Source organism: Shewanella litoralis (genome assembly GCF_009828585.1).
Lineage (GTDB): Bacteria > Pseudomonadota > Gammaproteobacteria > Enterobacterales > Shewanellaceae > Shewanella > Shewanella litoralis.
In genome coordinates this window covers 51382-77115 of the sequence record NZ_WSRZ01000001.1, presented here as the reverse complement: position 1 = coordinate 77115, position 25734 = coordinate 51382, and the positions used below count along the sequence as shown (strand labels likewise).

General features: G+C 43.2%; 15 protein-coding genes and 4 tRNA genes. 10 read left to right on the top strand and 9 right to left on the bottom strand.

Going from position 1 to position 25734, the window contains the following annotated elements; all coding sequences use genetic code 11:
* Nucleotides 1-517 precede the first annotated feature (517 nt).
* From ilvG to GQA99_RS00315, 5 genes are all read left to right on the top strand, one after another.
* On the top strand, nt 518-2203 hold the full coding sequence (ilvG, locus tag GQA99_RS00335) for an acetolactate synthase 2 catalytic subunit (protein WP_160051863.1): 1686 nt from the start codon (nt 518-520) through the stop codon (nt 2201-2203).
* The gene (ilvM, locus tag GQA99_RS00330; RefSeq protein WP_160051862.1) at nt 2200-2457 is read left to right on the top strand and encodes an acetolactate synthase 2 small subunit; all 258 of its coding nucleotides are present in this window, start codon (nt 2200-2202) and stop codon (nt 2455-2457) included. Before ilvG ends, ilvM begins: the two co-directional genes overlap by 4 nt.
* Before the next feature lie 80 nt (nt 2458-2537).
* Nucleotides 2538-4397 carry a dihydroxy-acid dehydratase gene (ilvD, locus tag GQA99_RS00325; RefSeq protein ID WP_160051861.1) on the top strand — a complete coding sequence of 620 codons (1860 nt, stop codon included), beginning with the start codon at nt 2538-2540 and terminating at the stop codon, nt 4395-4397.
* Between the two features lies 1 nt (nt 4398).
* The gene (gene ilvA, locus GQA99_RS00320; RefSeq protein ID WP_160051860.1) at nt 4399-5967 is read left to right on the top strand and encodes a threonine ammonia-lyase, biosynthetic; all 1569 of its coding nucleotides are present in this window, start codon (nt 4399-4401) and stop codon (nt 5965-5967) included.
* A gap of 535 nt (nt 5968-6502) precedes the next feature.
* Complete coding sequence (locus GQA99_RS00315; protein WP_160051859.1) at nt 6503-7639, top strand: pyridoxal-phosphate-dependent aminotransferase family protein; 1137 nt, start codon at nt 6503-6505, stop codon at nt 7637-7639.
* A gap of 87 nt (nt 7640-7726) precedes the next feature.
* On the opposite strand, the gene ubiK is transcribed toward GQA99_RS00315, so the two are convergent.
* Nucleotides 7727-7975: a ubiquinone biosynthesis accessory factor UbiK gene (gene ubiK / locus GQA99_RS00310; RefSeq protein WP_160052183.1), complete on the bottom strand. Its 249-nt coding sequence runs from the start codon at nt 7973-7975 to the stop codon at nt 7727-7729.
* A 141-nt stretch (nt 7976-8116) separates the two neighbouring features.
* Between ubiK and rep the strand changes: the two genes are divergently transcribed.
* A complete protein-coding gene (gene rep / locus GQA99_RS00305) occupies nt 8117-10129 on the top strand; it encodes a DNA helicase Rep (protein ID WP_160051858.1) in 2013 nt (670 codons plus the stop codon).
* 94 nt (nt 10130-10223) lie between these two features.
* Here the strand turns inward: rep and GQA99_RS00300 are convergent, their stop codons facing one another.
* Nucleotides 10224-12848 (bottom strand): sensor domain-containing phosphodiesterase, encoded by a 2625-nt coding sequence (locus tag GQA99_RS00300; protein WP_160051857.1) that lies wholly within the window; start codon nt 12846-12848, stop codon nt 10224-10226.
* Between the two features lie 252 nt (nt 12849-13100).
* Here GQA99_RS00300 and GQA99_RS00295 point away from each other — a divergent pair.
* From GQA99_RS00295 to GQA99_RS00280, 4 genes are all read left to right on the top strand, one after another.
* Nucleotides 13101-13177: transfer RNA gene (locus GQA99_RS00295), tRNA-Arg, on the top strand.
* A 51-nt stretch (nt 13178-13228) separates the two neighbouring features.
* A tRNA-His gene (locus GQA99_RS00290) sits at nt 13229-13304 on the top strand.
* A 21-nt stretch (nt 13305-13325) separates the two neighbouring features.
* Nucleotides 13326-13402 (top strand) — tRNA-Pro (locus GQA99_RS00285).
* Between the two features lie 61 nt (nt 13403-13463).
* A tRNA-Pro gene (locus GQA99_RS00280) sits at nt 13464-13540 on the top strand.
* A 208-nt stretch (nt 13541-13748) separates the two neighbouring features.
* On the opposite strand, the gene GQA99_RS00275 is transcribed toward GQA99_RS00280, so the two are convergent.
* The 7 genes from GQA99_RS00275 to GQA99_RS00245 all read right to left on the bottom strand — a co-directional run.
* Nucleotides 13749-15671 carry a bifunctional diguanylate cyclase/phosphodiesterase gene (locus tag GQA99_RS00275; RefSeq protein WP_160051856.1) on the bottom strand — a complete coding sequence of 641 codons (1923 nt, stop codon included), beginning with the start codon at nt 15669-15671 and terminating at the stop codon, nt 13749-13751.
* A gap of 7 nt (nt 15672-15678) precedes the next feature.
* Entirely contained in the window at nt 15679-16329 is a 651-nt protein-coding gene (locus tag GQA99_RS00270; protein ID WP_160051855.1) for a transglutaminase-like cysteine peptidase, read from the bottom strand.
* Between the two features lie 85 nt (nt 16330-16414).
* Nucleotides 16415-17020: an OmpA family protein gene (locus GQA99_RS00265; protein WP_160051854.1), complete on the bottom strand. Its 606-nt coding sequence runs from the start codon at nt 17018-17020 to the stop codon at nt 16415-16417.
* Nucleotides 17020-18372, bottom strand: a complete 1353-nt coding sequence (locus tag GQA99_RS00260; protein WP_373291401.1) for a TolC family outer membrane protein — start codon at nt 18370-18372, stop codon at nt 17020-17022. Before GQA99_RS00260 ends, GQA99_RS00265 begins: the two co-directional genes overlap by 1 nt.
* A 78-nt stretch (nt 18373-18450) precedes the next feature.
* The gene (locus GQA99_RS00255; protein ID WP_160051852.1) at nt 18451-19833 is read right to left on the bottom strand and encodes an HlyD family type I secretion periplasmic adaptor subunit; all 1383 of its coding nucleotides are present in this window, start codon (nt 19831-19833) and stop codon (nt 18451-18453) included.
* Complete coding sequence (locus GQA99_RS00250) at nt 19830-22007, bottom strand: type I secretion system permease/ATPase (RefSeq protein ID WP_160051851.1); 2178 nt, start codon at nt 22005-22007, stop codon at nt 19830-19832. The genes GQA99_RS00255 and GQA99_RS00250 overlap by 4 nt, the downstream gene beginning before the upstream one ends.
* A gap of 85 nt (nt 22008-22092) precedes the next feature.
* Nucleotides 22093-25734: beta strand repeat-containing protein (locus tag GQA99_RS00245; protein ID WP_160051850.1), on the bottom strand; the 3642-nt coding region annotated here is incomplete at its 5' end.

Sequence of the window (25734 nt, the reverse complement as noted above, 5' to 3'; positions counted from 1 at the left end):
GTTGTCGGACAGGCATCAATCGAAACGACCCTATAATCTTGTTAGGGCCGCTGAAAAAACAAATTGTTAGACTGAGTTCCAGGATTATTTTTAATCGAACTCATGAGTTAAGTTTTTGTTGTTGTTTGCATTGTCTCGGCAGGGAAGCTGAATTTTTTTTACATAGACGATTTTTTAGTTGTGCTCAGTAAATCTTTTATGGTACTTGTTAGTCATACCGTAACGTTTATTGAACATAACCGAACGAAAAAATATTAGAAACTTAGGATACTGTCTAAAACATGCTAAATCATGCAGCCATGCTCATTCTCGCGATTATTACCGTAGTGATTATTAAGTCACAGCGGGGGTGGCGTTTGGCAACTAGACTGACCTAAGAGTCACACAGTTAGCAAAAACCCCCGCTCCGAAAGGACCGGGGGTTTTTTAGTTTCTAGGCTAAGTAACCTGAGTTCGGGTTAAGTAAAAAATTACACAGTAGAGCAAGCATAATCATTGACGAAGTAGAGATGAAAATATGGAAGCAGGACAGAAAATGCGCGGCGCGGATGCAGTCATCAAAGTACTAGCAGCACATGGTGTTACCACAGTGTTTGGGTATCCAGGTGGTGCGATTATGCCTATTTATGATGCCCTTTATGGCAGCCCTGTTGAACACTTACTTAGCCGCCATGAACAAGGCGCTGCTTTTGCTGCAGTAGGTTATGCAAGAGCAAGTGGTAAAACCGGAGTGTGTTTCGCTACTTCTGGCCCAGGAGCGACCAATTTAATTACCTCGCTAGCCGATGCCTTGCTTGATTCTGTTCCACTGGTGGCGATTACAGGCCAGGTTTCTACTAGCGTCATTGGCACTGATGCTTTTCAAGAAATCGATGTGCTAGGCATGTCTTTATCCTGCACCAAGCACAGTTTTATGGTTACCGACATCAATGACTTAATCCCTACGTTATACCGCGCCTTTGAAATTGCCGCAGAAGGTCGACCTGGACCAGTGTTAGTGGATATTCCAAAAGACATCCAAATTGCTGAGCTTGAATATAAAACCCCACTGCAAAGTGTTGCCGACGAACTCACCCCAACATTAACCGCACTAGACGCTGCCGCAGCGTTACTGACCCAGGCCAATAAGCCCATCTTGTATGTGGGCGGTGGTGTGGGTATGGCAGGAGCCGTTGCTCATTTACGCGAGTTTATTGATGTCACAGGTATTCCTTCAGTGGCGACCTTAAAAGGCTTAGGCAGTATTGCCCATGGTACCAAAGGGTATTTAGGCATGTTAGGTATGCACGGTGGTAAAGGCGCTAACTTAGCCGTACAAGAATGTGACTTATTAATCGTTGTCGGTGCGCGTTTTGATGACCGTGTTACCGGGCGATTAGCCAGCTTTGCCAGTAATGCCAAGGTATTGCATCTTGATATCGATGCAGCTGAGTTAGGCAAATTACGCCAGCCAGATGTGGCTATCGCCGCTGAGCTTCGTCAAGTATTGCCCGCGTTAACAGACGCGGTTAAAGGCAAAATGGCCATTAGCCAATGGCAAGCCGAGGTTGAAGATTTATCTCGTAAGCATCAATGGAATTACCAACACCCTGGCGATTTAATTTATGCACCAGCGATGTTGCGCCGCTTAGCGAATAAGTTACCTGAAGACAGCGTGGTCGCGTGTGATGTTGGTCAGCACCAAATGTGGGTCGCACAACATATGTGGTTTCGTCGTCCTGAAGACCATTTATCGAGTGCAGGCCTTGGCACTATGGGATTTGGTTTACCTGCGGCCATTGGCGCTCAAGTGGCTCGCCCAGATGCTACCGTGGTCACAGTATCCGGTGATGGCTCATTTATGATGAATGTCCAGGAATTGACTACCATTAAACGTCGTAAGCTGCCGGTTAAAATTTTACTGATAGATAATCAAAAATTAGGCATGGTCAAGCAATGGCAGCAGTTGTTTTTTGAAGAACGCTACAGCGAAACGGACTTATCTGATAACCCCAACTTTGTGTTAATGGCATCGGCTTTTGATATTCCTGGCCGCACCATTAATCATGCAGATCAAGTAGAGCAAGCATTAGATGAAATGCTTAATAGCAGTGGACCTTACATGTTGCACGTCGCGATTGATGATGCGTTTAACGTTTGGCCATTAGTCCCACCCGGAGCAAGTAACAGTGACATGATGGATCAAATGGAGAAGCAAACATGATGCATAATCTTGAAATAACCGTTCAACAACGTCCAGAAGTGCTAGAACGTGTGTTGCGTGTCACTCGCCATCGTGGATTTAAAGTGACCCAAATGCAGGTCAGCATTAATGATGATGCGAGTATGGCAGTTGATTTATGGGTTGAAGCAGAACGTGCTATTGAGCTGTTAAGCACCCAATTAGATAAGCTCATTGATGTAACGCATTGCAAAGTGATGCCAGCGTTGTCTCTTGGACAAGCGGCAAACAGTTAAGCTTTCGATAGACATTATTTTTAGAGCGTTATTTGTGACTAAATAAGTAACGCGCACCACATTACACAAGGATATTTGCAATGCCAAAATTACGTTCAGCAACCAGTACCGAAGGCCGCAACATGGCAGGCGCCCGCGCACTATGGCGTGCCACTGGCGTAAAAGAAACCGATTTTGGTAAGCCAATTATTGCGATTGCCAACTCATTTACTCAATTTGTACCAGGCCATGTGCATTTAAAAGACATGGGCGCGTTAGTGGCGAGTGCCATTGAAGAAGTGGGCGGTATTGCTAAAGAGTTTAACACCATCGCCGTTGACGACGGTATTGCCATGGGGCACGGCGGCATGCTTTACAGTTTGCCTTCTCGTGAGCTTATTGCCGACAGTGTTGAGTATATGGTTAACGCACACTGTGCCGATGCGTTAGTGTGTATTTCAAACTGCGACAAAATCACCCCAGGTATGTTAATGGCGGCGCTACGGTTAAATATTCCCGTAGTGTTTGTGTCTGGCGGACCAATGGAAGCGGGTAAAACCAAGCTGTCGAACCAAATCATTAAGCTTGATTTGGTCGATGCCATGGTAGCCGGTGCCGACACCAATGTGAGTGACGAAGACAGTAAGCAGATTGAACGAAGTGCTTGCCCAACGTGTGGTTCGTGCTCAGGCATGTTTACCGCTAACTCAATGAACTGTTTAACCGAAGCGCTAGGATTATCATTACCGGGTAATGGGTCAATGCTGGCAACTCATGCTGATCGTCGCGAACTGTTTCTAGAAGCTGGTCGCAGGGTAATGAAGTTAGCAGAACGTTATTACAAGCATGATGATGAAACGGCATTACCACGTAATATTGCCTCATTTAAGGCCTTCGAAAACGCCACCGCATTAGACATCGCCATGGGCGGGTCATCAAACACGGTATTGCATTTGTTAGCCGCTGCACAAGAAGCTGAAATTGACTTTACCATGGCTGATATCGACCGCATGTCACGCATTGTGCCGCACCTTTGTAAAGTGGCACCGTCAACACCTAAATACCATATGGAAGATGTGCACCGTGCGGGTGGCGTAATGGGTATCTTAGGCGAGCTAGATAGAGCAGGTTTATTGCATAACGACGTACCGCATGTCGCTGCAGATAACGGCGGCGACTTAAAGTCCGTATTAGCTAAGTACGACTTAAAGCAAACCAACGACCCTGCCGTGATCCGCTTTTTTAGTGCAGGCCCTGCCGGCATTCCAACTCAAAAAGCCTTTAGTCAGGATTGCCGCTGGGACAGCGTCGATGACGACCGTGAAAATGGTTGTATCCGTACACGTGAGTTTGCTTTTAGCCAAGAAGGCGGCCTAGCAGTGCTTGCGGGTAATGTGGCAGTTGATGGTTGTATTGTTAAAACGGCAGGGGTAGATGAGTCTAATTTAACCTTTGTTGGCAGCGCCCGTGTGTATGAAAGCCAGGATGATGCGGTTGCAGGTATTTTAGGTGGTGAAGTCGTTGAAGGCGATGTGGTGGTGATCCGTTACGAAGGCCCAAAAGGCGGCCCAGGTATGCAAGAAATGCTATACCCAACCACTTACCTTAAATCTCGTGGGCTTGGGACTAAATGTGCGTTGATCACTGACGGCCGTTTTTCTGGTGGTACCTCTGGTCTGTCTATTGGCCATGTGTCTCCAGAGGCCGCATCAGGTGGCACGATTGCCCTAATTGAAAATGGCGATCAAATTTCCATCGACATTCCAAATCGTGGCATTCAATTAAATGTGAGTGATGATGAGTTAGCGCGTCGTCGTGACGCAATGGACGCTAAAGGTCCATTAGGTTGGAAGCCTGTCGCGCGTGAACGTTATGTGTCATTAGCGTTAAAAGCCTATGCGTTATTAGCAACCAGTGCTGATAAAGGTGCCGTACGCGATCGCACCAAACTGGAGGGGTAACATGTTGGCTTTGGCGTCTCAAACTCAATTAGACCTAGCGCATTATTATTTACAGAAAATTTTGCTGTCGTCTGTATACGATGTCGCTAAAGTGACGCCGCTGTCGAGCATGAATAAGCTATCCGCTCGCTTTGGTTGTCAGGTGTATTTAAAACGTGAAGACATGCAGCCTGTGCATTCATTTAAATTGCGCGGAGCATACAATCGTATTGCTGCACTCACGCAAGAAGAATGCGATAAAGGCGTGGTGTGTGCCTCTGCGGGTAATCATGCTCAAGGTGTGGCAATGTCGGCAGCAAGCCGCGGTATTGATGCTGTGATTGTAATGCCAAGTACCACACCCGACATTAAAATTGATGCGGTGCGTCGCCTTGGTGGCAATGTGGTGCTGCATGGCCAGGCCTTTGACCAAGCAAATGATTACGCTAAAAACCTATCGGCAACCGAAGGACGCGTCTATATCGCCCCATTTGACGATGAAGCGGTTATTGCCGGTCAAGGTACTATTGCCCAAGAGATGGTACAACAACAACGTGACATTGAAGTGGTATTTGTACCGGTGGGCGGTGGCGGGCTGATTGCAGGCATAGCGGCCTATTACAAAGCGGTTATGCCACAAGTCAAAATTATTGGCGTTGAGCCAGAAGATGCCGCATGTTTAAAAGCGGCGTTAGAAGCAGATGAGCCAGTGACGTTAGCTCAAGTGGGCTTATTTGCCGATGGTGTCGCGGTTAAACGTATCGGCACAGAGCCTTTTAGGCTTGCGCGTGAATATGTCGACGAAGTCGTGACTGTGACCTCAGATGAAATCTGCGCTGCAGTGAAAGATATTTTTGAAGATACCCGCGCGATAGCGGAGCCCGCTGGTGCATTGTCAATTGCAGGCCTTAAAAAGTATATGAGCTTGCATGGCAACAATAGCGACGCGCCTAAGAAGGCAGCCGCTATTTTGAGCGGGGCTAATGTTAACTTCCACAGTTTACGATATGTGTCAGAGCGCTGTGAACTTGGTGAGCAAAAAGAAGCGGTATTAGCGGTAAAAGTGCCTGAAAAACCAGGCAGTTTTTTACGCTTTTGTGAGCTACTAGAAAAGCGCCCAATGACCGAATTTAACTACCGGTTTAGCAGCCGTGATATGGCGGTGGTGTTCGCCGGCATTCGTTTAACCGGTGGCCAGGTAGAGCTGGCTGAGATTATTGCTAAACTTGAGTTAGAAGGCTTTGAAGTACAAGATTTATCTCAAGATGAAACCGCTAAATTACATGTTCGCTATATGGTCGGTGGGCATCCACTTGAGCCGTTAGAAGAGCGCTTATTTAGTTTTGAATTTCCTGAGCATCCAGGGGCATTGTTGAAGTTTTTAACCACCTTGCAAAGTAAGTGGAATATCAGCTTATTTCATTACCGTAACCATGGCGCGGCATTTGGCCGTGTGCTGGCGGGTTTTGAAGTGCCAGCAACGGACGATGTCGCTTTTGCACAGTTTTTAACAGACCTAGACTTTGTCTATCAAGAAGAAACTCACAGCCCAGCTTACCAGTTATTCTTGAATAGCCCCAAGGGCAAGTGAACATAATCAGTCCAGTAAAAATAAAGCTTAATTGCACAATATATTGCTGAACTTTAAATAATGATCACATTGAGGTGATTTAACACCTCAATGTGATATTGTCAGGGCGCCTAAAACGAAAATATATTCGTAGGTGATAACCCACATCGCCAAAGTGTGATGTCATTAGTACATCATATGATTGTGACGGGTTGCTTATATATACCCAATCAACCTGGAGAGGCTCGATTTCAGCAAGAGTTTACATGCGTTTAGGCAAGGCATTGATTGCGGGTAATGGTTATTCCCTTTCCAAAATCAATAACGGAGCATAAACGCGTGTAAAACTTGCCCTTTGGGAGTTTCACCGTGTTCCCACTACGTTGTTGCGTTAATTTATAAGGTACCTACATTACCGCATTAACGCGCCTAGTATTGAAAACACGGTGAAGCTCTGAAACACGTATCTTCAAGTTGATTGGGTATATAGGGTAAATTTTTCCATGCACTTGTTGCTATCAACATGGGCATTCGACCTCATTTTAAGGAGACATTGATGTTACCCGTGCCAACTATTCCAGCCTTTATGCCACCGCGCCGTACCCTAATGGGCCCCGGCCCATCTGATGTGTATCCTGAAGTGCTTGCTGCACAGTCGAGACCAACTATTGGCCACTTAGATCCGCTGTTTGTCGGCATGATGGATGAACTAAAAAGCCTAATTCAGTATGCCTTTCAAACCAAAAACGAAATGACCTTAGCGGTATCGGCTCCTGGTAGCGCCGGTATGGAAACCTGCTTTGTTAACTTGGTTGAACCTGGCGAAAAGGTTATTGTTTGTCGCAATGGCGTGTTTGGTGAACGTATGCGCCAAAATGTTGAGCGTGTAGGCGGTGTAGCCGTTGTGGTCGACAATGACTGGGGCGAGCCAGTGTGTCCTGACAAAGTTGAAGCAGCACTAGTGGCAAACCCAGATGCCAAGTTTTTAGCCTTTGTGCATGCAGAAACCTCAACAGGTGCATTATCTGATGCGAAAACACTGTGCACATTAGCGCAATTACACGACTGTATTAGCATTGTTGATGCCGTTACATCATTAGGTGGTGTTGAGTTGCTGGTGGATGAGTGGGGCATTGATGCTATTTATTCCGGTAGCCAAAAATGTCTGTCATGTGTGCCGGGGTTATCACCTGTGTCTTTTTCGCCTAAAGCTGTTGCTAAACTTAAAGCCCGAACTACGCCAGTACAAAGCTGGTTTTTAGACCAAACTTTAGTGATGGGCTATTGGGGTAACAGCAGTGGCGCTAAGCGCAGTTATCACCATACGGCTCCGGTTAATGCACTTTATGCACTGCATGAATCATTGCGCTTACTGGCCAATGAAGGGCTAGAACATGCCTGGGCAAGACACCGTAAAATGCACCTGTTATTACGTGATGGTTTAATCCAGTTAGGGCTTACGTTTGTGGTAGATGAAGCGTCAAGATTGCCACAATTAAATGCGGTGTATATTCCTCAAGGTGTTGATGATGCCGCAGTGCGTAAACACCTGTTAGAAGAGTACAACCTTGAAATAGGTGCTGGCTTAGGGGCTTTAGCTGGTAAAGCATGGCGTATCGGCTTAATGGGCTTTGGTGCTCGTCGTGAAAACGTTGCTTTGTGCTTACGGGCTTTACAAGAGTCGCTTAGTTAACTCGTTATAATCATAGCTGTTTATTGATACAAAAAATGACGCTACTGAGCGTCATTTTTTATGGAATAATGGCTTTGGTGAACACGATTATTCAGCGAGCTTTTTTTCAATCTCGTTAACTTGCGCTTGCAATGCTTCAAGCTTTTCACGGGTTTTAAGCAACACGTGTTGCTGCACTTCAAATTCTTCGCGCGATACCACGTCAAGTTTCATCAGTTGGTTTTGTAATACTTGCTTACTGCGCTCCTCAAACTCGCCAGCAAACTGCTTTACACCGCTTGGTAAGTTGTCACTCAGTTGTTTCGCCAGTTCTTCAATTTTCTTTGGATTTATCATCATGATCCCCTACTGATATATTGAGCTAATTGTAACCGAGGCGAGCGTTTTTCCAAAACCTAACTGTAATTTTTCGTTAATTGTCATCAGTGATTCTGCTATGATCCGCCTTCGTTTACGTTTAGTAAGGTAGTGTGATTAATGAAACTCAATCCAGGGCAAAATGAAGCCGTACATTATGTCTCGGGTCCGTGCCTCGTACTTGCGGGTGCTGGCAGCGGTAAAACACGTGTAATCATTAATAAAATTGCTTACCTTGTCGAAAAGTGTGGTTATAAAGCACGTAACATTGCTGCGGTAACCTTTACCAACAAAGCCGCCCGTGAGATGAAAGAGCGTGTGGCACAGTCTATGGGGCGCAAAGAAGCGCGAGGATTGTGGATTTCAACCTTTCACACCTTAGGGTTAGAGATCATTAAGCGTGAGCATAAAGTGCTTGGCCTTAAAGCGGGCTTTTCATTATTTGATGACCAAGACACCTTCGCCTTATTAAAAGAGCTGACTCAAGATGAGTTAGACGAAGACAAAGATCTCATTAAAGCCCTAGCCTCGGCCATTTCAAATTGGAAAGGCGGCCTGGTTATTCCGCAACAAGCACGCAGTTTAGCAAAAGATGAGCAAGGGCAATTATTTGCCATGCTATATCAGCGTTATGCGCAGCACATGAAAGCCTACAACGCACTTGATTTTGACGACCTTATTTTAATACCGACCTTATTGCTGCGCATGAACGAAGAAGTGCGCACCCGTTGGCAAACTCGCATTCAATATTTGCTGGTGGACGAATATCAAGACACCAACACCAGCCAATACGAATTAGTAAAATTGTTAGTGGGTGAGCGCGCCCGGTTTACCGTGGTGGGCGATGACGATCAGTCAATTTATTCGTGGCGTGGTGCCAAACCGCAAAACTTAGTGTTATTGGGTACTGATTTTCCGAAGTTAAAACTGATTAAACTGGAACAAAATTACCGTTCTAGCCAACGTATTTTGCGCGCGGCTAATATCTTGATTGCCAACAACCCTCATGTATACGACAAGGCGTTGTTTAGTGAACTTGCTTATGGTGAGCCTCTGAGGGTGCTTATTGCCGCTAACGAAGAGCAAGAGGCTGAACGCGTGGTGGCTGAAATTATTCGCCATAAGTTTGTTGGCCGTACTCAATTTGGCGACTATGCCATTTTATATCGGGGTAATCATCAGTCGCGCTTACTAGAACGTGCCCTTATGACCAACCGTATACCTTATAAATTAAGTGGTGGAACATCATTTTTTGCACGCGCAGAAATTAAAGATATTATGGCTTATCTGCGCCTGGTGGTGAATCCAGACGACGATAATGCTTTTTTGCGCGTGGTTAACTTACCTAAACGCGGTATTGGTCCTGCAACCCTTGAGCGATTAGGTAACTTTGCCAACCAAAAGCATATTTCATTATTTGAAGCTATTTTTGATGTCGAGCTTAATCATCATTTAGCGCCTGCTGCGGTTAGCTCTCTTTATCAATTTGGCAAGTTTATTGTTGATACTGGTGAGCTCGCTACTCGAGGTGAACCCGTCGAAGCCATTAAGCAGCTTATTCGTAAAATTAATTATGAAGATTATTTATACGAAACCAGCACCAGTGCAAAAGCGGCAGAAATGCGGATGAAGAATATCTCTGAGCTGTATCGCTGGGTGACCGAAATGCTTGAAGGTGATGAGCTTGATGAAGCCATGACGTTGCCAGAGGTAGTGACGCGTTTAACCCTGCGCGACATGATGGAACGTAATAGTGAAGATGAGGGCGGCGATCAGGTGCAGTTAATGACCTTGCACGCATCGAAGGGACTTGAGTATCCGTTTGTGTTTATGGTGGGCGTAGAAGAACGTATTTTGCCGCATCAATCGAGTATTGATGAAGATAACGTCGATGAAGAAAGGCGCTTAGCTTATGTAGGGATTACCCGGGCTCAGCGTGAGTTGTGGTTTGTGATTTGCCGCGAACGCCGTCAATTTGGTGAAACTATGCGCTGCGAGCCAAGCCGTTTTTTACTTGAGTTACCCCAGGACGATTTAATTTGGGAAAATCGCAAACCAGTACAAACAGAACAACAGCGAGTTGAAACCAGCAAGAGTCATATTGCTAACATACGTGATATGTTTAAAAAGTAATCTCAAACCAAAATAATATCAAACTAAAGTAATCTCATATCAAAGAATATTAAAGCAAAGCCTTTTTGAGTATAGCGAGCTGGGATTTTAACGATCAGGCGCAGGACTTATAAGGCTTTTTTTTTTCGCTAAATAACTTACTAATCGCTCGACCTTGGCCACGCATATAGCCGAGTTCTAAAAATTGACGCACTTGTTGCTGTGTGTCTACTGTGGTGGCATACATGTCAAACTCGAGTGTTTGTGCTGTGAGTTGATAGGCTTTAACTAATTGTAATTGCTTATCGTTTAATAAGTGTTTACTGATGTCAGTATCGAGTTTCAATGCTTTAATCGGCAAGAAGCTTAGGCAGCTTAATGAGCTATAACCTGTACCATACCCATCAATACCAATTTGAACGCCTAACTGAGTAATAAGCTCAAAGCCATTGATGTGGTTTTCGGTGTCTTGAACTAAGGCTTTTTCGTTAAAAAACAACATGAGTTTGCTGAGTTCAATATTGCTGTTTTTAATGGTGTTTTTAAGGTTGCGTAATACAAACTTGTTTTTAATATGCTGACTGCTAATGGATAAGTGCAGGGTGACATTCGGGTGATATTGCTGTCTTAACCAATGATATTGATTGCTCAACTGAGTAAAAATATAACCATCTAGGTTCAATGTCAGTTGATATTGTGCTGCTAAACGTTTCATTTTAGCGTGCTCAATGAGGCCGTGCTCAGGGTGTTGCCATTCAATATGTGGTTCAATAGCAACAATTTCACCTGTCGTAAAATCAACGACTTCTACGTAGCGAATAGTAAACTCTTGCTGTTCAAGTGCCTTTTTAAAATCGATTTCGAGGTCGTGTTGTAATTTTGATTGTGCACTTAGTTGGTCATCAAATATAACATAACAACCTTTGCCATTGGCTTTTGCCTGGTACATGGCAGCATCTGCATCGCGCAGAATCGATTCGCTGGTGACAAGCTTATTACGGCCACTAAATGCAATACCAATACTGGCACCTGAAATAAATTCTTGTTTGGCTAAAGTGTAAGGCATCGATAAGGCTTGTAATATCCGCTCGCTGATTTCCACGACATCATCTGTGGAGTGAATAGAATCCAGTAAGATAACAAATTCATCACCGCCCATTCTGGCCAGGGTGTCGTTGTCGCGCACGCATGATTTTAAGCGCTGCGCTGTTTCGATTAAGAAGCGATCACCTTCTAGATGACCAAATGAATCATTAATGAGCTTAAAGCGATCTAAATCGATAAATAATAAGGCAAACTGGTCTAAGCCATGACGACGTAAGTGTTTTAAAGCTTGAGACAATCGTTCCATTAAATAGCTTCGATTGGGCAAACCTGTGAGTCCATCGTGCTGCGCGTCGTGTACCAGCTGATCTTCGATTTTGCGGCGTTGATGGATTTCTTGCTGCAAATTATTGTTAAGTTCGGCTAATGCCCGAGTCCGCTCGACGACTTTATCTTCTAATAGCTCGTAACTGCTTTTTAATGACTCAACGGCTTGTTTGCGTTCGATAGCATTGGCAATATGTTGCGATACAAAAGTCAGTAATTCTAAATCTTTTGATTGATATATGTGTTCATCATCAAGACTGTAAATGGTTAATGCACCGGCCACATCGCCATTAATGAGCAATGGAATACCAATCCATTGATGCATTCTTTGCGTTTTGTTTAGCTCGGGCGATTTAGAATACACTTCGCCCATAGTCACCATGTTAGCAATGTCTTTGGCCGACAGTAATCGCGGTAACTTATGGCGTAATATGTATTCGGTTAAGCCATCCTGCATAGGACGCGATGCGGGGTATTGAGCGGCCATTTGTGATACATAAAATGGAAACGACAGCATGTTGTTATCATCAATTAATGAGATAAAACAATTATGCGCTGGAATTAGTTGGCTAATAATAGCGTGTAGACGATGGTAGAAGTCTTGTTGTGGAGCATTCGATGCGGACAAATCCGCTATTTCGAATAAGGTTTTTTGCAATTTTTCTGCTTTAACTCGCTCTTGAACTTCAATGGTGACTTTATCGTAAGCTTGGCTGAGTTCTTTAGTGCGCTGAGCAATAGCTTGTTCTAATTGCTCGTGGTGCTCTAATCGTTCCATTACACCAGAGATGTGGTGGCAAATAAAGCCCATTAGTTCGAGTTCTAATTCGCCATAGGTGTTGGCTTCATTATAACTTTGTACCACTAATACACCACTGACGACATCTTGATTTTTAATGGGCACGCCAAGCCATTGATGGCAAGGTGACCCTAGGCTTTTAATGTCGCCACTGGCAATTAATTCATTAAATTTTGTGTCGTCGCAAAGTAATGGCTCACCGTTACGCAGCACATAACCCGTTAAACCGCTATTAAGTAAAGACGAGATCTCTTGATCTGGATACAGTTCTGATGGATGAGAATCTTGTTGGTCGGCAAAAAAGGGCAGGCTTGTTAATCCGGTTTTGAGATTTCTAGAGGCAATAAAAAAATTTTCTGCAGGGATAAGTTGCTGAAGATGCAGATGAACCCTTCGGTAAAAATCATCTAATGATGTTACTTGAGTGGCGATATTAGAAATACCTAACAGTGCATTTTGAATAATCTCAGAACGCTTATATTTTTTAGCCAAACGTTTTAAACGGGCAACCCTTTTTTGAAGGTGCTCGACACGTGGAGATGTTGTTGAGTGGCTAATTTTGGTATCCATATCCCGAACAGGTGTTATCCTATTAATAATGTGAACAAATATTTTTGAACAATCATTATAATTACCATAAATATAAATGTGATCCAAGCGAAATAAATGTAAGTATAACGTTAATAGTTATGAGTAATGAGATTAAATGAGCAAATAGTTAGCGCAAATGACTCAAAACTTAATCAGTCAGTTAAAAAAAGTAAATCAGGGCTAGACGTGAGGGTATTTTATCCCTACTATATGCGTCGCTAACCAAGGCGAGCGCCCATAGCTCAGCTGGATAGAGCGTACCCCTCCGGAGGGTAAGGCCGAAGGTTCGAATCCTTCTGGGCGCACCATTCCGTATGCAGTGGTTCTGTTGTATTGGTTAGTAGAATTGAAAGTCAGTGGTGATTGTAGCTCAGTTGGTAGAGTCCCGGATTGTGATTCCGGTTGTCGTGGGTTCGAGCCCCATCAGTCACCCCATTCAATTCAATGTTTTATTTTCGGTGATTAGCGCAGCCCGGTAGCGCATCTCGTTTGGGACGAGAGGGTCAGAGGTTCGAATCCTCTATCACCGACCACATTGTTAAAATGAGTTAAGAGTTAGTTAACTTGTTTATAGTAAAAGTTTGAAATAAATTTCGGTGATTAGCGCAGCCCGGTAGCGCATCTCGTTTGGGACGAGAGGGTCAGAGGTTCGAATCCTCTATCACCGACCAATTTAACAAAAAAGCCACTCAAATGAGTGGCTTTTTTGTTTTCATTTTTTGGGTTAAATGTCACTAGTCGTGAAATTAGTTACGTTTCCCTTATACCTATCCCTGATTAGTCTGCTAGGTTTGTAAGTCCTCAATCCATAAGACTATTGTGACCCAATAAAAAACCACTCCGTAGAGTGGTTTGCATCTTGGGTATGTCGCTAAGTCGCTATAGCTTTACATTAACTGGCGGCGAGATAAAGCCCTGGTAGGCATCGACTCTGAGTTCTGTAAAGCGGCTGAGTTGTTGTTTTTCTTGAATACCCGTCACAATCACCTGGATGTCTAAGCCTTTGGCTACGTTTACTAATGCTCGGCACAACTCACTGTTATGCTGGTTGTCTTCAATGTAAGCAAAAGATTGATCTAGCTTGACGTAGTGTGGTCTTAAGCTTTGTAAATAAGCCATTGAGCCAAATTGGCGACCAAAGTGATCAATACCAAAGTGTGCGCCACTGTCTCGAATGACTTTACACAAGTTTTCACAGGCTTCTAAATCGCTGTATACACTTGCTTCTGGGATTTCAAAGCAAATCCGTTCAGGATATTTATTTGCGCGTAAAAACTGCTTTAACCATGTGTGGAATTCAATATCGCTGATACTTTGATTGGTTAAGTTAATCGCGACTCTTTCGTAATTACGCTCAAGTAATCTGCATTCATTTACTGTCTCTATTAGACACCGATCGAGCATAGTTCCTAGAGACAATAATTCAACATAAGGCATAAATTGGCCAGCATGAAGTGTGGTATTGGCGATTTGTAACTGACAATATAATTCGCGCTGACAGACTTCATCTTTGGCGCTTAATTGAATTGGCTGCCAGCGGAACTCAAACTTTTTATGCTGAATCGCATAGCCTAAGTTTGTCCGCCACTCTTCACGAGTAAACAGTTGCTGCTGGGTATTTTCAAACCAATGGAATACTTTGGCATCTTTGATTGATTGCTGTAATGCATTATCTGCCTGCGCCATCATATCTGATACTGTCATTTGCCCTAAACGTTCGGCCACACCGATATTAAACTGCTCGTTAGGTTTGCAGCCTGCTTTTGATATTTCTTTATTTATCGTGCGTATGAGGCTTTGTAGGTACTTAGTGAGTTGGTCGTGTTCACAGTCTTCTACCAAAAATGCAAATTCATAGGCAGCAATACGTGCGATTACGGAGTGAGCAATTTCATCCTGATGATATTGCAACTTTTCTGAGAGGATACGAATGGTTTCATCTCGTACCTGGAATCCATACTTACTGTGTACGTCTTCTAACCAGTCCATTTTGACCAAATAAAGCGCACCTGTACTCGGTTCGCTTAACCAGCCGTTAATGCGGCTTACCATGTACTGTCGATTAGGTAGACCTGAAACTTGATCTACGAGGTTTTTCTTACGTAATGCTGATACTTCTTCGTCAAGTGAGTTGAAAACTTGTTTAAGCTGCGCCGACATACTGTTAAATGCGTTAACCAGCTCTTTGAGCTCTTTGGTTTTGGGCGCTGGCATGTCTGGGCCAAACTGGCGATCTGAAATTTGTTTTGCATGGACAGACAAGGTGTTTAATGGCTTTAAAATCCAGCTCAATCCCACTCTGGCAAACACAATTGCGATTAAAAATAAGATAGAGAATAAAATGATAATATCAGTGATGATACGCCAAAGTTCCTGGTAACCAAATCCTGGGTGAGCCGTGATTTCTAGAGTAGCAAGCTGGAGCCAGCCTGAAGTGATTGTCGTTTGTTTGTTGATACTCTTAAACAGGTTTAGGTCGATAAACCATTGCGGTACATTACTTACTCTTACGGTATTATTCCAAACCTGTTGTTTGCCATCTACGAGCCAGGTGAGTTTAATTTGTTGATAGTAACCACCTTCAAAAATCACATTGACTAAGGTTTCTGCGCTGGCGGTATCGCCAGACTCTAGTACTGGAGTGAGCATTAAGCCTAATGAGTTACTGGCATTATTAAGATCAGACTCCATCTGTTTGGTTAAAAAACCTTGGGTTTCTGAAAATTGTACGTAGGCCACACTTGCAATAGTTAACAAGAAAAGTGCAAAAAGTAACGCATAGATCTGCCTGAACAGGGTCATGTTGTCACTACTCCATGTTGAGTTTGGGTCGGCGTAAGCGGTCTACACCTAATCTAAGTTTAAGGTCAGTCCATTTTTCAAGGCGTGATGATGAGCCTGCTAACACTCCTCGACCTTTTTCTTTGTTTAACCATAATTGTTTACCATTAAAACTGTATACAGGCAGAAGATCTCTTCTTTGTGTGGCAGGTTTGATGGCTTTATCTAAATTATCTAATACCAGTGGTATTGAATTAGGTTGTTCGTAATAGGCTAATACCATGTGGTATTGATTTAATGTTGTGGCTTTTACCATGGTGATCCGCAGCTTATCTTCAGAGATTCCTAGCTGGAGTAGGGTGAAGTACTTTGCGATAGAGAAATCTTCGCAGTCACCACCATTAACACCAATAAATTCCATCGGTGACGCCCAATAATTTGAGTCGCCCCACAAGGTTTTGTCATCGATAAACCTAAATAAATTAAAAAAGTGATTTACCTTCTTTAATTTATCGATATCACTTAATTGCTGTGCGTCGTCAATAATTTTAAACCAAGCATTAGCCCTTAATGCGGCTCTATCGCCGTAGCGTTTTGTTAAGGCTGATACAATCTGTTGCTGGTTTAGCTCTTGAGTTGGCGCGGCAAACAAACATGAAACTAAAAGGGCCGATGTCACAATTACACTGTGGCAGACCCTTTTATAAAACGATGCTGTGGCATGTTTGTCTTTACGACTCAATGATCAATATCCTGTTTAACGATTATTCGTTCTCATCGTCAACAGTATAGATATTCCATCTCATCTTTGACATTGTATCTTCGCCAGAAATTGTCGAGATAACACGTCTGTTTCGTTCTTCTGCTTCAGGGGTGCCACTGGTGTCAATAGGCCTGTCAAAGCTATAACCGACAGCCGACAGACGTTGAGAGTCAATGCCAAACGTACTCTCAAGTATATCAACAACCGATTTTGCACGCTTTTGTGACAAGGCTAAATTGAGTTCATAACTGCCTCTCAGACTGGTGTGACCCTCGATAACCACTTTTGTTGTTGGGTACTTTTTCATCAGCTTAGCGATTTTCTCTATTTGATCATAATACTGTGGCTCGATGACCTCAGAGTTATTCGCAAATAAGATTTTCAGTTCTTGGCTATCGTTAATATCGTTAACTTGACCACAGCCATAGTTATCAACTTCAGCACCTATAAGGGTTCCTGCACAATTTTCACGTGCAGTAATAACACCATCTTTGTCCATATCGCTTAAGTCAAAGTTTTGCTTTGTTGGTTTATTGAGCTCGACAATATCATTCATTGCACAGCCAGTAGCGGTCAACATAGCGAGTAGAATCATTAAGTATTTCATTATTGAACCCCTCCCTCATATGAGCGTTCGCCACGCCATTCTTCAGGGCGCGTAACTCTCAGTGAGTCAAGCAAACTGCCTGTGGCATTTAACACTCTGTAACGAGCTGCAATTTCGTCATATTCAGTTTGTAAATAGTCCTTGCGAGCTTCAAATAACTCGTTTTCAGTGTCGAGTAAATCGAGCAGTGTACGTTGGCCTAAATTAAACTGTTGCACATAAGCGACTTGAGTTTGCTTAGCCGCGACAACGTGCTCACGAATATACTGCTTTTGTGGTGCAAGCATTTCGTAGGCGTTCCAGGCTAAAGAAATGCCCTCAACAACTTGGCGGTATGCACGTTGTTGAATTTCTTTTGCTTCATTAATTTTGTACGCAGTCTCTCTATCGCGTGCTAAATCTTTGCCGCCCGAAAATAAGTTATATTTAACGCGAACCATGGCCACTAAATCATTACTATAACCATTCACATTTTGGCTGCTCAATGCGCTATAACCGTCTTCACCATCAACGTCATTATTCCAGTTGCCATTAAGTTCTAAACTTAATTGTGGGAAATAGTTTGCTTTGGCTGAACTACGCTCATATTTTGCCGCATTGATATCACCTTCAGCAGACTTAAGGATTGGATGGTTACTTTTGGCTTGCATCACACCTTTATTTAAGTCTGCTGGGAGCATATCAGCATCTGGTACTGGCAAAATCAGATTTTCAGGTTCTGATTCCACAATTCGAATAAATGCAGCTTTTGCATCTTCTAAGTTGTTTTTGGCTGACACAACATTCGCATTAGCGCGTGCTAAACGACCGGTAATTTGCGACAAGTCTGCAATTGAACCTAATCCTGAGTCTGTCCGTTCTTTAATTTGATCATAAATGGCTTTATGACTTTCTAGGTTTCTCTCAGACAGCGTTAGTACTTGTTGGCTGCGAATGTAGTCTAAATATACCTTAGACACATCTAAGGCCATGTCTTCAGCTGCTGCAAATAATGCCCATTGATCGGCGGTTGCTTCGTACGAATAGCGATCAACTTCGCTACTGGTATAAAAACCATCAAATAACATTTGTTTGATGCTAAAGCCGGCTTCGCCACGCTCTAGATCAATTTCGCCATCGCTATCAACATCGCCTTGGCCTGCTTTACGACGAGTTGAAGGACTGTCGGTTTGCTCCCAGCCGTATCCCGCGCTGAGGTCTACCGTTGGCATGTAACCAGCCGTAGCCTGATTAACTTGCTCTTCACGTGCCTTAAAGCGGTTAAACGCAATCCGTAAATCTGGATTGGTATCTAGCGTGTGTGCAACAGCCTGTTCAAGCGATTGGCTTGAGGCTGTTGGTGCAATCAACATAGACAAAGCTAGTGCAACAGCACTGATCTTTGTGTGCTGATTTTTAATAGTGCTCATTTAAAACCCTCCTGGTTCTTCTTAGCGCTCTCTAAGGGCGGTGTCTTTCGCTCTTAAAATTGGATTTAAAATGTACTCAAGTATTGATTTTTTCCCTGTGATAACGTCCACCGAAGTGAGCATTCCCGGGATTATTGGCATCTCTGTGCCATCGTCTTTTAGTAAACTCGATTGTTCAGTTCTTACTTTTATGATGTAAAAACTATTGCCTTCTTCATCTTGTGATGTATCGGCACTAATATGTTCTACTGTACCTTTAAGGCCGCCATAACGTGTAAAGTCATATGCTGTTACTTTCACTATAGCGGGTAATCCAGGGTGTAAGAAAGCAATATCTTTTGGTGTAATTTTAGTTTCTATCAGTAGTTTATCTTCTGATGGCACAATCTCAATGATTTGTTCACCTGGCTGCACAACCCCACCTAAAGTATTAAAGTAGATTTTTTTAATTGTGCCAACAACAGGTGAAGAGATTACAGCCCTGCTGACTTTATCAAATGCACCAATTTGTGCTTGATTCATTCGTGATAGTTTTGTTTGTAATTCGTTTAATTGCGCACGTAAATCAGTGGTGTAAACAAATACCGCATCACGACGTTTTAGGATTGCTTCATCCATTGCCGCTTTTACTTTAGGCCTTAAGAGGCGTAAAGACTGCAGTTCACCCTGGATGTCATTTACCGTTCGCTCAAGCTTTAATAATTCGACTTCAGGTACAATCCCTTTTCGTGCCAGCGGACGCGTCAATTCTAACTCACGGCTAACGAGTTGGTAACTTTTCGTGAGAGTACTAATTTTTGATGCTAAATCTTCAATTTCTTGCTGACGCTGTTGGATCTGGCGCACTAATATTTCGAGCTGATTGTTTAGGTTATCTAAACGCAGCGAGTATTCTTCTTGCTGGCGTTTGACTAACTCGGGCTCTGCTTCGATTGTTTCTCCAGGGAAAGCTAATTCCTGCTTGGTTATTTTAACTTGTTGACGCCAGTCAGAGGACATATCTGAAATCACAATGCTGTCTAATTCTGCGCGCATACGAATAATGTTAGTTTGTAAGCCGTAGACTTCTTGTTCTTGTTGGCCAAAATCAGATCTAAAACGCGTATCATCGATGCGTGCAAGCGGTTGGCCTTTACTCACCATTACGCCTTCTTGAACATAAATCTCTTGTAAAATACCGCCGTCTAGGCTTTGAATTATTTGCAACTGTGAAGACGGAATGACTTTACCTAGACCTGTCGTAACCTGGTCTAACTCTGAAAAATATGACCAAATAATGAAGCATCCCATCATTGCAGCCAATGACCATATAATGAGTCTATGCCCTGTCGGGGCATCGGTCATAATGGCGCCGTATACATCGTCAACCATCTCTAAATCTTCTGCGGTAAGATGTTTACTCATGTGTTTTGCTCTCCCGCCATTGCGCCGGAGTTAAGCATGGCAAGCACTTCATCTTTGGGACCATCAGCCATGACATGACCTTTATCTAATACAATAATCCGATCAACCAGGTTGAGTAGGTGCATTTTGTGAGTGATTAATAGTAAGGTTCTGTCACGACTCACAAGTTGCATTGATCGAATAAATTGTTTTTCTGCCCGTGCATCTAAACTGGCTGTTGGTTCGTCCATTAGCAATATTGATGGGTCGTTAAGGGTCGCTCTGGCTAAAGCAACGGTTTGTCGTTGACCTCGGCTTAATGCTAAGCCTCCTTCTCCGACTTGCTGATCAAGTCCTTCCGACTCTAAATTGGTGAACATATTGACTCCAGAAAGCTGAATGGCTCTCATCAATTGATGTTCAGTCACTTGGCGTGATCCAAATAAAATATTGTCGCGAATACTCCCGTGAAAGAGGGTGACATCTTGTGGCAGATAACCAAAGTTACGTCTTAAATCACTCGGATGAATTTGTCCTGCGTCTAAACCATCATATCGAAGGCTACCTTGAGTCGGCTTATATAAGCCAAGTAGCAGTTTTGCTAAGGTACTTTTACCGGAACCATTGCGCCCAATAATGGCTATACGTTCACCTGGTTTAATACGCAGAGATAGGGGATGTAAGCTTGGCTTTTCGGTGTTAGGGAAACTAAAGCTTATATTGTCAGCTTCGATTTTTCCCATAATACGTTCTTTACTAACAAGATGGCCTTTGTCTTCGAACTCATCCTCTTCTTCCATGATGGCATCAAGTTGACGTAACGAACTGATGGTATGGTTACCGCGAGAAATTAGGCCCGCTAATTGTGCCATAGGCGCAATGGCTCTGCTTGATAACATGACTGCAGCAATAATGCCGCCCATGGATATTTCGTTATCCGCTAAACGATATACACCCAAAATCACAACCAGCACTACAGTCACTTGCACCATAAAATTGGCTACATGGGCAACATGATTAGACAGTTTTTTACTTTTTAATTGCCAGTTAGCTGTATGGCCAATCATCTGCTGCCAGCTTTTCTGCACTAATCCTTCAGCACCATTGGCTTTAATTGATTCAAGCGCTGTTAAACTTTCAATTAAATGACCATGCTTTAAGCTTGAAAAACGATTACTTTCTTCAATGGCTTGTTTGAGTTTAGGCTGCAGATAAAGCGTTACTGCGATAATGACGATACTGCCAAAAACAGGGATAAGTGCTAAATCACCCGCCACAATGTAAATGATGATGACAAAGAGCAAGGCAAAAGGTAAATCGACCAGTGCTGTGATTGTTGCTGAGGTTAAAAACTCTCTAATACTGTCAAACTCACCGAGTTGCCTTGCCATTCCGCCGACACTGGGAGAGCGTTTTGATAGTGGAATACCAATAGCTTTGGCAAATAATTTTGAGGAAACGATAATATCGACTTTTTTACCGGCAATATCGATTAAGTAACTCCGCAGTTGACGCATAATAAAATCAAACAAATAGGCTATGCTTGCGCCAATAGCTAATACCCAAAGCGACTCAAAAGCTAAATTGGGCACTACTTTGTCGTAAACGTTCATAATGAACAGTGGAGAAACCAATGCAAATAGGTTAACCAATACCGATGCAATAAGTGCATCACGATAAATAGGCGCAGAGTCTTTAATACTTTGCATTAACCAGTGTGTACTGTTGTCATGTAGGTGAACATCGAAGCTTTTATCACCACGATAATCTTGTTTGACTAGAAATAGGTAGCCCACATACAAGGACTCAAGTTCCTCTAGCGTTAGGTTATCTTCGCCACCAGTTTCAGGTAATTGAATAACAACTTTGTCATTTTCTAAATCAATCTCTCTTAATACACAGGCTTTTTTATCTTTAAATAATAAAATGCACGGTAAAAGTATGTCTGAAATTTGATTTAAGTCTTTACGTGATAATTTGGCCGACAATCCTGCTCTAGCAGCGGCTTGTGGTACCAATTCTGGAGAAATAACTGAACCTGACAACGGTAAACCCGCAGCCAAAGAATCAATAGAGCAGGGGCTGCCAAAGTGTTCTGTCAGCAATACTAAGCAATCGAGTAGCGGATCAACCGTTACCCGTTGTGAAGCAGAAATCGTCCACTGCTCGCTTGTTTTAGACGCAGTTATAGGCACCTAATAAGAGTCCTTAATTTATTATTGTTAGAAATAACAAGTGATGCGTCACATATTACTATGTGACGCAGTCAATGTGTTGTTATTAAGGAATAATATTTCCACTGTACTGGTCATAAAGATCGACAGGGGTGGTTCCTGGTGATGGTGCTGGGTTTTGCGTTGGTGTATCAACAATGAGTGCACCATCATTTAGTAACCCATTAATAATCACACCATCAGTTGTAGCGCCATATTGCTGCGACAGGTCTACGCCATCTAATACAATCACTTGGTCTACCGTACCATCGTTATTAGCATCAATAGAGATAGTGGTATTACCATTACTGAACGAGAAGTCTAGATAATCATCTAGATTACCATTCTGCTCATTTTGCAATAAATCGCTGATATGAAGCGTATCGTTGTTCACTTCAAAATCTTTAATGGTATCAGTCCCAATGTCACCTTTAGACCACACAAAGGTGTCATTGCCTAATCCACCGATGAGCGTGTCATTGCCTAAACCGCCGATGAGAACGTCATTACCTTCGCCGCCATAGATAGTATCATTGCCACCCTGGCCAAATAAGATATCGTCACCGATACCACCGTCTAAAATGTCGTTACCGTCATTGGTGTTATTGATATTAAATTCATTCACATGATCACGTATGTAATCGTGCACTGCTTTAACGTCAATATCTGCAACGTTTTGGCCAGTTTTATCTGCGACATAGGTTTGTAATGCAACGTAACCTTGCTCAGATGAACCACTAAACCGCACTAAATCGCCAAAGATAATATCGTCACCTTGATTACCAACCGTATTATCATCACCTTGAGATTGGAATGTCTCAGAGCCTGTGATAACACTTGATAGGTCGGATACATCGATAGATGCACGCACATAACCATCTGTGTCATATAGTTTTAGGTTGGCTTCATTAACCGTAGTGTTGCCGTTAGCGCTTGCTAAGCTGATTGCTTCAACTTCAGAAACTGCAGCAAGTAAATTAAATGCATGTTGCGCCTGAGCGGTTGTGTTTGTTCCATTGTCTGTAAAGCTTTTAACAGTATTATTAGTGTTAAAGCTTAATTGGCCAATTTTAGCACCTGTGTATGGTGAATACACAGCACCGCTAGCATTGACAACGACTTGACCATCTATGCTGATAACGTTGCCCTTAACATAGTTATTAGAAGTCAACAAACTACCTAAGGTTTGATAGCTACTGGTCGAAACATCATAATTCATTAATACTGTTGAAGTATTAGTATCAACTGTTTGCGCATTTGGTGAACCATCCGTAATAAAGTAAGAAATATTATTTCCAACATTATTTAGCACTGTACTGCTAGTAAACCAATTTATTGCAGATTCAAAACCGGCTTCATAGTTAGTCGACCCAGTAGCACTCATTTTACTTAACTGTGCTAATAGCGTATCGACCGCATCAGTATCATCCATATCTACTGATACCGAGTAATTAGATCCTGTTGCAAAGTTAGTCAGCAATACATTTACGGTACCGCTGTGTGAGCCCTTTGCACTATCGGCCAATGAGTTAAACACGGCTTCGAGCTGAGTTTTAGCTTCAGCGATAACACCAGACATACTTCCAGATGTATCAAATATGAATGCGATATTGTAGTTTTCGCCAGCAACAATCTGTAAGCCTTGCTGATCGCTGACAATAATATCGTTATTCACGGTTCCTTTAATGACATCATTACCAGGATTACCTGTGTACTTCTCATAAACCGTACCCGAATCAGATTCGCCAACAATGTTAATCGTCACCGTTGCAGTATCTGTGGCGCCGTATTGATCGGTGACGGTGTAAGTAAAGGTATCTGTCGCAAGTTGACCAGCTGTTAATGCCTCAAATGAATCATTCGTGTCATACGAATAGGTGCCATCACTGTGGATAGTTAATAGAGCACCACTAGGTAATATCACGACTTGCCCGTCAGTAACCGCAGTACCATTCACATCAGTTAGTGCAAAGGTATTTCCTTGTGCATCGGAGTCATTATTAAGCAACCCTTGGTTTGCATTGGAGATAGTTAACACGCCATCTTCAGAGACCAGGTAGGTACCCATAATCGCAGGGCCGGCAGCGGTAATACTCGTTAAGAAGTAATCAGAAGAATCACTTAATGCTGGGCCCCCATTTGTTTCACTAATGGTTTTTGTCGCCTCAAAGACTAACTGATCAAAGACGATGTTTCCGGTATCGATAGTGAATGTTCCAGTATCGCCAGATAGGGTTTTAAATGTTTCACTCGCGACCAATTGACCATTGTAGTAAGCCTTCCAAACCCCTTGCTCACCGTCATTTTCATTAGTAAACATGTTTGAAACGCTGAACGTTGCCTGATTCACTAAACCATTAAAATCAATCACGATAGATTCAGATGTGCCTGAAGCCGAGTCGTATTCTATTTGACCAATAATTTGATTTGCAGAACGCGGAGAACCTGATACGCCAAGTTTACCCGTACTGTTTTCAATATTAACCACACCCATAGAACCATCAGCATTACGAGCTGATATGGTCATTTTGTTTTCACCGTTTGACTGTGGGATAGCCCAATTACTGCTTGAACCTGTCGTGACTGTATAAGCCGAACCAGGGAGATCATCATTGGCATCGACGTTGTTTAAGTTGAAGGTAATCAGCGCTGTATCAGACAAACTGCCATCAGTTGTGCTAACAGTTAATTGAATTTGGCTACCATTGTCGTAATCAATTTTTGTCGTGTCATTAACAGAAATTACGCCTGTTTGAGCATTGATCACAAATGCTCCATCTTCACTGATTAAGCTATTAGATCCATTTGCATGAACAAAAGAGTAGGTCAGTGAGTCACCATCAATATCTTTATCGTTTCCGGTATTAGCATCATTAACATTGTATACGCTAGTGCCATTTGCAATTGAGTCGTTAATGGTATTGGTGTAATCGTCAATGACTGGTGCATCATTCACTGGCGTGACCTTGATGGTCAAGGTTGCCGTTGCACCTGTGTTGGTGGTGTAAGTGATCACCGGGACATCGCCGTTCCAGTTAGCATTTGGCGTGAAGGTGTAATTACCGTTCGACAATAACTGTAAGGTGCCGTTAGTGAGTGTCACAACGGTGCTGCCAGCGGTGTACACCGTATTAGAGCCTGCAATCGTGAAGGTCGATACCGACAAGGTTGAATCAATGTCAGTGTCGTTAGCCAATACGTTACCGGTAGCGACAGTGTCTTCTGCCACGGTTTTAGTGTCATTAACCGCATTGGTGGCATCGTCAACAGGGGTGACTTTGATGGTCAAGGTCGCCGTTGCACCTGTGTTGGTGGTGTAAGTGATCACCGGGACATCGCCGTTCCAGTTAGCATTTGGCGTGAAGGTGTAATTACCGTTCGCCAATAACTGTAAGGTGCCGTTAGTGAGTGTCACAACGGTGCTGCCAGCGGTGTACACCGTATTTGAGCCTGCAATCGTGAAGGTCGATACCGACAAGGTTGAATCAATGTCAGTGTCGTTAGCCAATACGTTACCGGTAGCGACAGTGTCTTCTGCCACGGTTTTAGTGTCATTAATCGCATTGGTGGCATCGTCGACTGGAGTCACAGAGATGGTCAGTGTTGACGTATCGGTGCTTGAGCCATCGGTTAACACATAGGTGATCACCGGCACAGGGCCATTGTAGTTGGCCACTGGCGTGAAGCTGTAAGTGCCGTTGGCATTTAA

Excerpts from the sequence above, each read along its gene's own strand:
- ilvG (WP_160051863.1), top strand. The coding sequence starts at position 518 with ATGGAAGCAGGACAGAAAATGCGCGGCGCGGATGCAGTCATCAAAGTA.
- ilvM (WP_160051862.1), top strand. The coding sequence starts at position 2,200 with ATGATGCATAATCTTGAAATAACCGTTCAACAACGTCCAGAAGTGCTA.
- ilvD (WP_160051861.1), top strand. The coding sequence starts at position 2,538 with ATGCCAAAATTACGTTCAGCAACCAGTACCGAAGGCCGCAACATGGCA.
- ilvA (WP_160051860.1), top strand. The coding sequence starts at position 4,399 with ATGTTGGCTTTGGCGTCTCAAACTCAATTAGACCTAGCGCATTATTAT.
- GQA99_RS00315 (WP_160051859.1), top strand. The coding sequence starts at position 6,503 with ATGTTACCCGTGCCAACTATTCCAGCCTTTATGCCACCGCGCCGTACC.
- ubiK (WP_160052183.1), bottom strand. The coding sequence starts at position 7,975 with ATGATAAATCCAAAGAAAATTGAAGAACTGGCGAAACAACTGAGTGAC.
- rep (WP_160051858.1), top strand. The coding sequence starts at position 8,117 with ATGAAACTCAATCCAGGGCAAAATGAAGCCGTACATTATGTCTCGGGT.
- GQA99_RS00300 (WP_160051857.1), bottom strand. The coding sequence starts at position 12,848 with ATGGATACCAAAATTAGCCACTCAACAACATCTCCACGTGTCGAGCAC.
- GQA99_RS00275 (WP_160051856.1), bottom strand. The coding sequence starts at position 15,671 with ATGACCCTGTTCAGGCAGATCTATGCGTTACTTTTTGCACTTTTCTTG.
- GQA99_RS00265 (WP_160051854.1), bottom strand. The coding sequence starts at position 17,020 with ATGAAATACTTAATGATTCTACTCGCTATGTTGACCGCTACTGGCTGT.
- GQA99_RS00260 (WP_373291401.1), bottom strand. The coding sequence starts at position 18,372 with ATGTTGATTGCACCAACAGCCTCAAGCCAATCGCTTGAACAGGCTGTT.
- GQA99_RS00255 (WP_160051852.1), bottom strand. The coding sequence starts at position 19,833 with ATGAGTAAACATCTTACCGCAGAAGATTTAGAGATGGTTGACGATGTA.